10 protein-coding genes and 1 pseudogene are annotated in these 11807 nt (G+C 70.5%); 1 reads left to right on the top strand and 10 read right to left on the bottom strand.

What is annotated here, in order from left to right:
• Positions 1-36: 36 nt before the first annotated feature.
• The 10 genes and pseudogenes from H3H54_RS09095 to H3H54_RS09050 form a co-directional block, all read right to left on the bottom strand.
• Positions 37-495: a hypothetical protein gene (locus tag H3H54_RS09095; protein WP_262426328.1), complete on the bottom strand. Its 459-nt coding sequence runs from the start codon at positions 493-495 to the stop codon at positions 37-39.
• Positions 492-911: an NUDIX domain-containing protein gene (locus H3H54_RS09090; RefSeq protein ID WP_316249182.1), complete on the bottom strand. Its 420-nt coding sequence runs from the start codon at positions 909-911 to the stop codon at positions 492-494. The genes H3H54_RS09095 and H3H54_RS09090 overlap by 4 nt, the downstream gene beginning before the upstream one ends.
• Positions 912-1003: 92 nt before the next feature.
• The gene (locus H3H54_RS09085) at positions 1004-1162 is read right to left on the bottom strand and encodes a hypothetical protein (protein ID WP_262426327.1); all 159 of its coding nucleotides are present in this window, start codon (positions 1160-1162) and stop codon (positions 1004-1006) included.
• Positions 1163-1331: 169 nt separating this feature from the next.
• The gene (locus tag H3H54_RS09080; protein ID WP_262426326.1) at positions 1332-1931 is read right to left on the bottom strand and encodes a TM2 domain-containing protein; all 600 of its coding nucleotides are present in this window, start codon (positions 1929-1931) and stop codon (positions 1332-1334) included.
• A gap of 54 nt (positions 1932-1985) precedes the next feature.
• Positions 1986-4235, bottom strand: coding sequence for a bifunctional cytidylate kinase/GTPase Der (der, locus tag H3H54_RS09075; RefSeq protein ID WP_262426325.1), 2250 nt, complete (start codon positions 4233-4235; stop codon positions 1986-1988).
• Positions 4236-4255: 20 nt separating this feature from the next.
• Entirely contained in the window at positions 4256-5365 is a 1110-nt protein-coding gene (locus tag H3H54_RS09070) for a prephenate dehydrogenase (protein ID WP_262426324.1), read from the bottom strand.
• Positions 5365-6276, bottom strand: coding sequence for a pseudouridine synthase (locus H3H54_RS09065; protein WP_262426323.1), 912 nt, complete (start codon positions 6274-6276; stop codon positions 5365-5367). Before H3H54_RS09065 ends, H3H54_RS09070 begins: the two co-directional genes overlap by 1 nt.
• Positions 6276-7148 (bottom strand): ParA family protein, encoded by an 873-nt coding sequence (locus H3H54_RS09060; RefSeq protein ID WP_262426322.1) that lies wholly within the window; start codon positions 7146-7148, stop codon positions 6276-6278. The genes H3H54_RS09065 and H3H54_RS09060 overlap by 1 nt, the downstream gene beginning before the upstream one ends.
• A gap of 180 nt (positions 7149-7328) precedes the next feature.
• Positions 7329-8316: pseudogene (locus tag H3H54_RS09055) on the bottom strand (site-specific tyrosine recombinase XerD).
• A complete protein-coding gene (locus H3H54_RS09050) occupies positions 8313-9263 on the bottom strand; it encodes a heme o synthase (RefSeq protein ID WP_262426321.1) in 951 nt (316 codons plus the stop codon). Before H3H54_RS09050 ends, H3H54_RS09055 begins: the two are co-directional and overlap by 4 nt.
• A 337-nt stretch (positions 9264-9600) precedes the next feature.
• Here H3H54_RS09050 and tkt point away from each other — a divergent pair, with 337 nt between their 5' ends.
• On the top strand, positions 9601-11697 hold the full coding sequence (tkt, locus tag H3H54_RS09045; RefSeq protein WP_262426320.1) for a transketolase: 2097 nt from the start codon (positions 9601-9603) through the stop codon (positions 11695-11697).
• Positions 11698-11807: the final 110 nt, after the last annotated feature.

Here is an 11807-nt window from a genome sequence, read left to right as displayed (position 1 = left end):
GCCAGGGGATCTCGAAGCCGGGGGCACGCCACAGCGTCAGCCCGACCTCGTCTCGACGCCCCGACGCGACCAGTGCCAGGCGCCGCAGGCGCGACAGCGGATGCGGATCCGCCCGGGCCGCCTCGGGGATCGTGACGGCTCCCCGAGATCCAGCGGCCAAACGGTCTCCCCCCAGTGCAGGGTCGCACGTTCCGGGACGCCGCAGATCACCGCCGGAGGGCGCAGGTCAGCGGCGGTCACCGGGGTGGGGGCGAGCGGCGTGCCGCGTTCGAGCACCTCAGGCTGCACCCAGGCGCCGGGGATCAGGATCCTCTCCCCCACGGACACATCGACCAGGAGCGCCTTTTCGAAGGGCTGCAGCGGTGCGCTGAGCACCCCGCCCCGGGCCATGTCCCGCTGGGGTGCGGCGATCACGCGCACGGTGGCGCTGTCGCCCGGGCGGTCGGTGAGGGCGATCTGCACTCGGGTGCCGGGGAGAGGGTCCAGACGCCTCATCGGCGGAACCGTGCTTCGGGACGATCCTCGCGGGCGAGTGCCAGCTGGGCCGTGAACCGCTCGTTCATCGGAGGTGGCGCGTCGATCGGGAACCAGCGCGCTTCGGAGTTCTCACCGTCTGCAGGGTACGGCTCGGCCTCGTCATCGGCCTCGCACAGGAAGCAGAGGTCCAGGTACTGGGCGTGATCACCGCTCGGGTGGATGACCGGCGGGAGGCTGCGCACCTCGAGCAGGCGCAGGGCCGTGCACCGGATCCCGGCCTCTTCGGCGACCTCACGGGTCGCCGCACGGGCAGGCTCCTCCCCGGATCGATGATCCCCGTGACCGGGGTCCAGGTGCCGTCGTCGGCACGCTTCACGGCGAGCATCCTGCGACGGTCCCGGTCCAGGACCACGGCAGAGACGCCCGGCATCCACAGCAGCTGGTGTCCTATGCGCTCACGGAGCGAGAGGACGAAGTCCGGGGTGGCGATCGGAGCTCCTCGTCGGTCGAACGGGTGGGTGGGACGTCAGCCGCCCATCAGGAACGGCAGGGTGGCCACGCCGAAGATGAGCACCAGGAAGACCACATACACGATGATGAACAGCACGCCCAGGCCGACCATCACCCAGAAGAGGACCCAGCCCACCTTGTTCATCTTCTGCGCCGTGTAGGGATCGGAATCCATCTGGACGAGAGCGATGATGCCGAAGATCCCCGGCAAACCCCGCCGCAGAGGAAGCCGATGACGATCAAGATGATCGCGCTGGTCTGGAGGGAGCCACGGTCCGGCAGAGGGCCCTGGGGGTGATAGCTCATCGCTCGCGGTGTCCTTGTCCCTGGTGCGCGGTGATCGGTCAGTCCTTCAGGGGGCGGCCGTGGGCGTCGTTGAGGAACGCCTCCGACTTCGCAAGAACCATGATCCCCTCGACCAGACCCCAGATCCCGGAGATGAAGCTCAGGAGACCGCAGCTGAGAACTGTGATCGCCACCTGGATGATGCCGATGGTGGTGTAACCCATCAGGAAGCGGTGCACGCCGAAAGCTCCGAGGAAGATCCCCAGCAGCCCGACCAGCACACGGCTCTGCGGCTCACCGGTCGGCGCCGGACCGCTTGCGGCGAACGGCGCCTGGCCGGCGCTGGGCTGCCCGTACGGGGCGCCGCCCTGGGAGTACGGATCGGAGGCCGACGGGCCGGAGCCCGGTGCCGGGGACCAGTTCTGCTGGCCCTGGCCGTACGGGTCCGAGGCGGAGTTCACGGAGGGCTGGCCGTAGGGGTCCTGCTGGCCGTACGGATCCTGCTGGCCGTACGCGTCCTGCGGCGCGGCGGGCTGCTCCGCAGGCGGCTGCGCCCAGGGATCCTGCTGCGGCTGTGCGTAGGGATCCTGTGCACCTTGCTGGGCGTCGAAGTCGTTGCCCTGGGGGTTCCAGGAGCCGTTGTCACCGGGGTTGCTCATGGCCCCCACGATACGTGGCCTCGTGGGGGCGCTGCACCTCTGCCGCTCCTGCGCTCAGCGGCTCCGCTTCTCGCGGATGCGCACGCCGATCACGATCGGCGAGCCGGGGAAGTCGAAATCCTCCCGCAGGCGGCGCTCGATGAACCGGCGGTAGCCGTGCTCGAGGAAGCCGCTGGCGAAGATCACGAAGCGCGGCGGCCGGGTGCGGGCCTGCGTCGCGAACAGGATGCGGGACTGCTTGCCGCCACGGACGGGGTGAGGATGGGAGGCGACCAGCTGGCCCAGGAAGGCGTTGAGCCGGCCCGTGGCGATGCGTCGGTCCCAGGACTCCAGCGCCGTCTCCAGCGCGGGAACCAGCCGGTCGGCATGACGGCCGGTCTCAGCAGAGATGTTCACGCGCGGAGCCCAGGCCACGTGCGAGAGATCACGCTCGATCTCGCGCTCGAGCGCCTTGTGGCGCTCCTCGTCCAGCAGATCCCACTTGTTGAAGGCCAGCACGAGCGCTCGCCCGGACTCGAGGACCATGTCGATGATCTTGAGGTCCTGCGTGGAGATCGGTTCGGAGGCCTCGAGCAGCACCACCGCGACCTCCGCCCGGTCGAGGGCGGCCCGGGTGCGCAGCGAGGCGTAGTAGTCGGCGCCCTGGGACTGGAGCACGCGGCGGCGGATGCCCGCGGTGTCGACGAACGTCCACTCGCGGCCTCCGAGCGTGATCTTCTCGTCGACGGGGTCACGGGTGGTGCCGGCGACGTCGTCCACCACCACGCGCTGTTCCCCGGCGAGCCGGTTGAGCAGCGAGGACTTGCCGACGTTCGGGCGGCCCACCAGAGCCACCCGGCGCGGGCCATGGTCGGCCGGGGTGCCCCGTCCCTCCTCGGGCATCGCCGCGAGCAGCGCGTCCAGGAGGTCGCCGGAACCGCGGCCGTGGAGGGCGGAGACCGCGTACGGCTCCCCCAGTCCGAGGTTCCACAGGGCTGCGGCCTCGAGCTCACCGCGCTGATCGTCCACCTTGTTCGCGACCAGCACGATTGGCACCTTCGACTTGCGCAGCACCTTGAGCAGCTGCTCATCGGTGGTGGTGATGCCCACGTTCGCATCCACCACGAACATGACCACGTCCGCGAGGGAGACGGCCACCTCGGCCTGCTCGGCCACGCGGTAGGCCATGCCCTGGACACGCTCCTCCCAGCCGCCGGTGTCGACCAGCCAGAAGTCCTTGCCGGTCCACTCGGCCTCGTAGAACACCCGGTCCCGGGTCACGCCGGGACGGTCCTCGACGACCGCCTCGCGGCGGCCCAGGATGCGGTTGACCAGAGTGGACTTGCCGACGTTCGGGCGGCCGACCACGGCGACGACGGGGAGATTGCGCTGATTCTCGGGCCGGAGCTGCTCTTCCTCCCCTCCGGTCAGGAGAGCGAGGTCCTCGTCATCGAGCTGATAGTCGGAAAGGCCCGCTCGCAGGGCGGACTCGATGTCCTCGTCGGTGGGGCCGTCGGCGGAGGCATCCGTCCCTGAGGCCGCCACGTGGCCCCTGTCGGTGGCCGGCTCGGCCCTGCCGTACAGCGACTCCTCCTGCGCGCTCTCCGCCGCGGCGACGAGCATCAGGATCTTCTCCACCACATCCTCGATCTCGAGGCCGGTGGTGTCGACGGTCTCGACCCCCTCGGCGGCGGTGAGGAACTCCGAGACGGTGGAATCGTCCCGGTCCCGGCGCAGCACCTGATCGGCCATGCGCTCGCGGGTCTCCTCGGTGTCCTCGAGCTGGAGCTCGACGGCACGGCGGCGCATCCGCTCCTCGTCGGAGGCGAGCAGCAGCACGCGCACCTGGGCGTCGGGAGCGACCACGGTGGTGATGTCGCGGCCCTCGGCCACGCAGAAGCCGCGCTCGGCGGCGGTGGCGTGCAGCAGCTCGCGCTGTCGGCCCTGGAGGATCGTGCGGACCATGGTGTTGGTGGCGACGGTCGAGACCTGCTCGGAGATCCGCTCGGTGCGGATCTCGGCGGTGATGTCCGTGCCTGCGACGGCGACCGTGGCACCGGCGGGGTCCGTGCCGAGGTCGAGATCGAGATCCTGGGCTGCCTGGGCGACCGCTTCACGGTCGGCGAGGTCGATGCCGCGATCCAGGCAGAACCAGGCCACAGCGCGGTACATCGCCCCGGTGTCGAGGATGCCGCCCTCGAGCGCATCGGCGAGCAGACGGGAGACGGTGGACTTGCCCGATCCTGCCGGTCCGTCGATCGCGATGGCGATCCCCGGGCCGGTGCTCGCAGGGGAGGAGGGGTCGTGCGGCGCGCTGGTGTGCATCTGGCAAGGATACGGGGCGTTCAGGCCTCCGCGACGGTCCAACCCCGCGCGGACAGCTCCCGGGTGAGCAGCTCCTCACGGGAGGCGTCCACCGCGAGGTGCCCGAGCCCCACCTGACGCCCGTAGTTGTGCTCGAGTCGGAAGTCTTCGAGGTTCACCCCGATCTCCCCATCTCGGTGAAGAGCCGGCCCAGCTCGCCCGGGCGGTCGGGCACCAGCACGGTGACCGTGGCGAAAGCGTCCGAGGTGCCGCCGTGCTTGCCCGGGATCCGGCGCACCCCGCGGTTGCCGTCGACGATCAGCTCCGCGAGCGCACGTCGCGAGCCGACGGCCGGGTCGGGGTCTCCCGGCATGGTCGCGAGAGCCTCCAGGACGTCGTCGATCCGGTCGCGCACCCCCTCGAGCGAGCACCCCGGTGACGGCCGCGGCGTTGGCACCGAGGATCTCGACCCATAGACGCGGATCCGAATCCGCGATGCGCGTGGTGTCGCGCAGCCCCTGACCGGACAGCGCGAGCGCACGCTCATCCGGATCCAGCAGCGTGGTCGCCAGCAGGCTCGAGAGCACCTGCGGCACGTGGGAGACGTGGGCGACGGCGGTGTCGTGCTCGGCAGCGGGCAGCACCACCGGCACGGCGCCGATCGCGGTGGCGATGCCCTGGAGCAGCCCGACCGCCTCGGGACGCGTCGTCGCATGGGGCACGACCACGAAGGGCCGGCCGCGGAACAGGTCGCCCCGCGCGGAGATCACCCCGGACACCTCACGGCCCGCCATCGGGTGGGCGCCGATGTAGCGCGTGAGCATCGCGGCATCGACGGCCCGGGCCACGCCCTCCAGCACGACCCCCCTCACGCTCGCCACATCGGTGACCAGGGTGCTGGGCCAGGTGCGCAGGGCTTCGGCAATCAGCTGGGCCGCCGCGTCCGGCGGTGCTGCGACGACGACCAGCTCCGGGTCCGGGTCCTCGGGAGTGGCGACGTGGCCCACGCCCAGCTCGACGGCGAGAGCGGTGGTCCCCGGGGAGACGTCCTGGACCTGCACGCTCGCTCCGGCAGCTCCGAGCGCCATCCCGAGCGAACCGCCGATCAGGCCCGTGCCGATGATCCGCACCGAGGAGGGGACCAGTGCCATCACAGACCGACCTCCGCCATCAGGGTGCCGAGCTCGCGGCCGGTGAGCTCGCGCGTGGCGCCCGGGTCGAGGTCTCCCAGCAGCACTGGTCCGATGCGGGTGCGGACCAGAGCCGTCAGCTCGAAGCCCTGGGAGGCGAACATGCGCCGCACGATGCGGTTGCGCCCCTCGTGCAGGGTCACCTCGACTACCGCCTCGCGACCGTCCTGGGCGAGCACCCGGGCACGGTCCGCGCGCGCCGGCCCGTCCTCGAGCTCGACGCCCTCCCGCAGGGTCTTCACCAGGCCGCGGGGCGGTCCGCCGGGCGCATCGAAGCGGCACACGTAGGTCTTCTCGACCTGGAAGCTGGGGTGGGTGAGACGGTGGGCGAGCTCGCCGTCGTTCGTCAGCAGCAGCAGCCCCTCGGTCTCGTAGTCGAGACGCCCCACGTGGTAAAGACGCTGCGAGTAGGGCTCGGTGAACTCGGTGAGGTCCCGCCGGCCCTCGGGGTCGCTCATCGCGGAGACGACGTGGCGCGGCTTGTTCAGCACGACCGTCAGCTTGGTCTCGTCCAGCTGGAGGCGTCGGCCGTCGACGTGGACGATCTGGGTGCTCGGATCGATCCGGATCCCCTGCTCCTGCGCCACCTCGCCGTCGACGCGCACCCGGCCCGAGCTGATCAGGGTTTCGCACGCCCTGCGCGAGCCGAAACCGGCGCGGGCCAATACCTTCTGCAGTCGCTCGCCGTCCGTGCGGTGGAGTTCGGGGCCGACGTCACCCAGCTCCGCTACGGGGGCGACCGGCGTTCCCGACTCATCGCGCAGGCGCACCTGCTTCGGCGGGGTGAAGGCACTGCGCCGGCGCCGGGGCGGGCGGCTGTCACCGGAGCGGCGGGCACCGGAGGTGCCGCTGCCGGATCGGTCCGCGGCCATCACGCCGCGCCGCCGCGGGAGATGAGCTCCCGGGCGAGCTGGCGGTAGGCATCGGCGCCCTTGGTGGAGGAGGCGAAGGAGATGATCGGCTCCGCCGCCACGGATGCGTCGGGGAACTTCACGGTGCGGTTGATGGTGGTGTGGAAGACCTTGTCGGGGAAAGCCCCCACCACGCGCTGGCACACCTCACGGGCGTGCAGCGTGCGCGGATCGAACATGGTGATCAGGATGCCGTCGAGCTCGAGACGGGGATTGATCCGGTCCTGGACCTTCTCGATGGTCTCCACCAGCAGCGCCACGCCGCGCAGCGCGAAGTACTCGGCCTCGAGCGGGATGATCACGCCGTGGCTGGCGGCCAGCGCGTTGACGGTCAGCAGACCGAGCGAGGGCTGGCAGTCGATGAGGATGACGTCGTACTCGTCCGCGACGGGACGCAGCACGCGGGCCAGCGCCATCTCGCGGGCGACCTCGTTGACGAGGGTGACCTCCGCGGCGGAGAGGTCGATGTTGGCGGGGAGGACATCGAGGTTCTCCGTCGGGGTCTGCTGGATGACATCGTGCACGTCATGGCCGCGCTCCATCAGGAGGTTGTAGACCGTGACGTCGAGGTCGTACGGATTCACGCCGGAGCCCGCGCTGAGGGCGCCCTGCGGGTCGAGATCCACGAGCAGCACCTTGCGTCCTAGCTCCGCGAGGGCCGCACCCAGGTTGATGACGCTGGTGGTCTTCCCGACCCCGCCCTTCTGGTTCACCATCGAGATGATCCGTGCCGGGCCGTGGGAGTCGAGCGGTGCCGGCTCCGGGAGCTCCGGCATCGGTCGGCCGGTCGGGCCGAGGTCGATGTCCAGCTGCTGGGAGGAGGTCGGGCTCACGTCGGTGTCCTGTCGTCGGAGTCGTGGTCTGGGTGGGGCGTGGGACGATCCGCGAAGGACCGGAGGTCATCCGGTCCCTGTCCGGGGAACGACGGCCGCACCGCGCCGCCATCATCTCGCACAGGACGTCCCCGGGAGCGGGTCCGTGCGGGGATGTCGCGCCGGACAAGTCTAAGCCCCTCACCGGGCACGGGGGTGGGCACCGGCATGGGTCTCGCGCAGCGTGTCCACAGTGACCTGCGTGTACAGCTGGGTGGTGGTGACCGAGGCGTGCCCGAGCAGCTCCTGCACGCTGCGCACGTCGGCGCCCCGTGCAGCAGATGCGTGGCGTACGAGTGGCGCAGTGTGTGCGGGCTGATCGGCTCGGCGAGCTCGGTCAGCTCGGCGGCCTCTGCGGCGTGCTGCACGACCTGCCAGGCCGCCTGCCGGGTCAGCCGGGTGCCCCGCGACCCCAGGAACACCGCCGGGGTGCCGCTCCCCCGGGCCGCGAGCGTCGGCCGTCCGCGCGTCAGGTAGGCCTCCAGGGCGTCGAGCGCGAAGCGGCCGACGGGCACCACACGGTGCCTGTCCCCCTTGCCGCGCAGCACTGCCGCGCGCTCCTGGGGGTCGATGTCGTCGACGTCGAGGCCGGTCGCCTCCGAGATGCGGGCACCGAGCCCGTACAGGATCTCCAGCAGCGCACGGTCACGCAGGGCCCGCTCGGTCGCATCGCGCCCCGTGCCCGGCTGGCCGGCGGCCTTAATGAGGGCTTCGACCTGCTCGATGCTCAGCGGGTGCGGGAGCCGCTTCGGCAGCGTCGGGGACGGCACCAGGCGCGACGGATCACCGGTGGTGGAGACCCTCTCGGCGTCGAGGAAGGAATGCAGCCCGCGCACTGCCGCGAGAGAGCGTGCGGCGGAGGCGGCCGAGAGCACGCTCCGCCGTCGGCGCCGGTGCGCAGCGCCTGCAACCATCTCCCCAGCTGCTGAGGATCCACTGCGGAGGGATCGATCTCCTGGCGGGCCAGATCAGCGAGATAGCGCTCGAGATCCCGCCGATAGGCGCCGAGGGTGTTGGCGGAGAGCCCGCGCTCGATGCGCAGGTGGCTCAGGTACTGCTCGAGGATCCGTCGGTCACCGGGACGCAGCGTCGACTCCCTGTCGGGTCGCGGAACGCCGCCTCCGGTCACAGGGTGACGAAGGGATCGATCGCGAGGGCGACGAACAGGACGGTCAGGTACGTGATCGAGCCGTGGAACACCGTCATCGGGGCCAGCGCCTTGCCGGTCAGGCCGCGGCGGACGCGCAGTGCGTAGCGCACCACCAGGTAGCCGAACCACAGTCCGGAGCCGACGGCGGCGACGCCGTACACCCAGCCGGTGGACCCGAGCGGGATGATCGCGAGGCTCGAGGCGACCATCAGCGCGGTGTGCATGATCATCTGGCGCGCCACGGTCGTCTTCGAGGCGACGACCGGGAGCATGGGGACGCCGGCCGCGGCGTAGTCATGGGAGAACTTCTCGGCCAGCGGCCAGTAGTGCGGCGGGGTCCAGAAGAAGATCACCAGGAACAGCAGCACTGCGGTCCAGGACACGGTGCCGGTCACGGCCGCCCAACCGATCAGCACCGGCATGCATCCGGCGATGCCGCCCCAGACGATGTTCTGGCTGGTGCGGCGCTTGAGGATCATCGTGTAGAAGACGACGTAGAGCAGGATCGCACCGACCGCGAATCCGGCAGAGGCCCAGTTGACCAGCAGCCCCAGCCACAACGCGGAGATCACCGAGATCGTGATGCCGAAGATGAGTGCGGCGCGCGGTGAGACCGCACCGGAGGGGATCGGACGGTTGCGCGTGCGCTTCATCTTCGCGTCGATGTCACGCTCGAGGTACATGTTGAGCGCGTTCGCACCGCCCGCGGCGAGGTATCCGCCGATCATGGTGTTCAGGATCAGCCACAGCGAGGGGAACCCTCCCGCGGCGAGGAACATCGTGGGGATCGTGGTGATGAGCAGCAGCTCGATGATCCGAGGCTTGGTCAGCGCCACATAGCTGCGGAGCACGGAACGTGCTGACTGCGGGGTCCTCCCGCTGCCCTGGCGTGCATCCTGGATCGAAGCTCCCTGGGTGGCGGTCACCGCCCACCGTCCTTCCTCCTGAGCGCGACACGGCGGTCGCGTGAACCACGCCAGTCTAGGCTGAACCGCTCCCCGGCGGCACCAGGCGCAGAGGTGAGAACCCGCACCGTGTCGCCCGCGGTCTTGCGCGAGGCGATCCATGCGCCATGCGCCATGCGGCGATCGATGCGGCAACAGGTTGGACGGACGAGCGTCCGAGCCCCGACCACGACTAAGGTGGTGCTGTCGCCTCGCGGAGGAACCCGCACGTCACATCGCGTGCCCAGGGTCCGCCCGCCGAGGCCTGTCGATCCAGGCGGCCGCAACGGTCGCACTCCGGTGAAAGGTTGGACTGCATATGACCGAGAACTTCAAGGCCCCCGAAGGCTGGACCGAGCTGGACAAGCGCGCGGTCGACACCGCGCGGGTCCTCGCCGTGGACGCCGTCGAGAAGGTCGGCAACGGCCACCCCGGCACCGCCGTGAGCCTCGCCCCGGCCGCGTACCTGCTCTACCAGGATCTGATGCGCCACGATCCGACCGATCCGACCTGGATCGGCCGCGACCGTTTCGTGCTCTCCGCCGGGCACTCGAGCCTGACCCAGTACATCCAGCTGTTCCTCGCCGGTTTCGGCCTCGAGAAGAAGGACCTCGAGGAGCTGCGCACCTGGGGCTCCAAGACCCCGGGTCACCCCGAGAACTTCGTGACCGATGGTGTCGAGATCACGACCGGCCCCCTCGGCCAGGGCATCTCCTCGGCCGTCGGCTTCGCCATGGCCCAGCGCCGCGAGCGCGGCCTGCTGGACCCCGAGGCCGCTGCGGGCACCAGCCCCTTCGACCACTTCACCTACGTGATCGCCTCCGACGGCGACCTCCAGGAGGGCGTCAGCAGCGAGGCCAGCTCGCTCGCCGGCACCCAGCAGCTCGGCAACCTGATCGTCCTGTGGGACGACAACGAGATCTCCATCGAGGGCGACACCTCGATCGCCTTCACCGAGGACACCGCCGCACGCTACGAGTCCTACGGCTGGGACGTGCGCACCGTTGACTGGACCCAGGGCGGCACTGAATACGTCGAGGACGTCGCAGCGCTGAAGGCCGAGATCCTCGAGGCGCAGAAGGTCACCGACAAGCCGACCTTCATCCGCCTGCGAACCGTGATCGGTTGGCCGATCCCGGAGCTCGCCGGCAGCCACACCGTCCACGGCGCGAAGCTGGGCGCTGAGGGCGTGGCCGGGCTGAAGAAGGCCGTCGGCTTCGATCCCGAGCAGCAGTTCCAGGTCGATGAGGACGTGCTCGCGCACACCCGCGGCCTCGCCGAGCGTGCCGCCTCCGCCAAGGCCGAGTGGGACAAGGGCTACCAGGCATGGCGCTCCGCGAACGCCGACGCCGCGAAGCTCCTGGACCGCCTCAGCGCCCGTGAGCTCCCCGAGGGCTTCGCCGACGCCTTCCCGAGCTTCGAGGCCGATGAGAAGGGTCTCGCCACCCGCGCCGCCTCCGGCAAGGTCCTCGAGGCCCTCGCCCCGGTGATGCCCGAGCTGTGGGGCGGTTCCGCCGACCTCGCCGGCTCGAACAACACCACCATGAAGGGCGAGTCCTCCTTCCTCCCGAAGGAGATCAGCTCCTCCGAGTTCAGCGGCGACCTCTACGGCCGCACGCTGCACTTCGGCATCCGCGAGCACGGCATGGGCGCGATCCTCACCGGGATCTCGCTGCACGGGCTGACCCGCCCCTACGGCGGCACCTTCTTCCAGTTCTCCGACTACATGCGCGGCGCGGTGCGCCTCGCCTCGCTGATGAAGGTCCCCGCGACGTACGTGTGGACCCACGACTCCATCGGCCTGGGTGAGGACGGACCCACGCACCAGCCGGTCGAGCACCTCGCCGCCTACCGTGCGATCCCGAACCTCTCGATCGTGCGCCCGGCGGACGCCAACGAGACCGCGCAGGCCTGGAAGGCGCTGCTGGAGCGCGACAGCGGCCCCGTCGGCCTCATCCTGAGCCGTCAGGCGATGCCCACCTTCGACCGCAGCGAGTACGCCGGGGCCGAGAACCTCGTCAAGGGCGGCTACATCATGAAGGAGGCCTCGGCCGAGCCGCAGGTCATCCTCATCGGCACCGGCTCCGAGGTGCAGTACGCGGCCGAGGCGCAGAAGCAGCTCGAGGCCGCGGGCGTTCCCACCCGACTGGTGTCCATGCCCTCCGTCGAGTGGTTCGACGAGCAGGACGAGGACTACCGCGAGTCGGTCCTGCCCTCCTCGGTGGCCGCGCGCGTCACCGTCGAGGCCGGCATCGCGATGCCGTGGCACCGCTTCCTCGGCACCCATGGCCGTGCGGTCTCGCTCGAGCACTACGGCGCCTCCGCCGATGCGAAGACCCTCTTCGCGGAGTTCGGCTTCACGGCCGAGGCCGTGGTCGAGGCCGCGAAGGAATCCCTCGCCGCCGCTGGAGCCTGACTGATCGCGGGGCGGGGCCTGCGGGCCCTGCCCCGCTCTGCCGCTCCTTCTCCCAGGCATCGAGCACGGGAAGAAGGAGCGGCCCCTTCGCGTTGATCCCGACGACCTCA

Source organism: Brachybacterium sp. Z12 (genome assembly GCF_014400405.1).
Taxonomy (GTDB): Bacteria; Actinomycetota; Actinomycetes; order Actinomycetales; family Dermabacteraceae; genus Brachybacterium.
Note: the sequence above shows the minus strand (reverse complement) of the source record. Positions and strands in the feature narration are given on the sequence as shown.

Bases quoted from the DNA above. Each gene is read 5' to 3' on its own strand.
- H3H54_RS09095 (WP_262426328.1), bottom strand. From the start codon at position 495: ATGAGGCGTCTGGACCCTCTCCCCGGCACCCGAGTGCAGATCGCCCTC.
- H3H54_RS09085 (WP_262426327.1), bottom strand. From the start codon at position 1,162: ATGGATTCCGATCCCTACACGGCGCAGAAGATGAACAAGGTGGGCTGG.
- H3H54_RS09080 (WP_262426326.1), bottom strand. From the start codon at position 1,931: ATGAGCAACCCCGGTGACAACGGCTCCTGGAACCCCCAGGGCAACGAC.
- der (WP_262426325.1), bottom strand. From the start codon at position 4,235: ATGCACACCAGCGCGCCGCACGACCCCTCCTCCCCTGCGAGCACCGGC.
- H3H54_RS09070 (WP_262426324.1), bottom strand. From the start codon at position 5,365: ATGGCACTGGTCCCCTCCTCGGTGCGGATCATCGGCACGGGCCTGATC.
- H3H54_RS09065 (WP_262426323.1), bottom strand. From the start codon at position 6,276: ATGGCCGCGGACCGATCCGGCAGCGGCACCTCCGGTGCCCGCCGCTCC.
- tkt (WP_262426320.1), top strand. From the start codon at position 9,601: ATGACCGAGAACTTCAAGGCCCCCGAAGGCTGGACCGAGCTGGACAAG.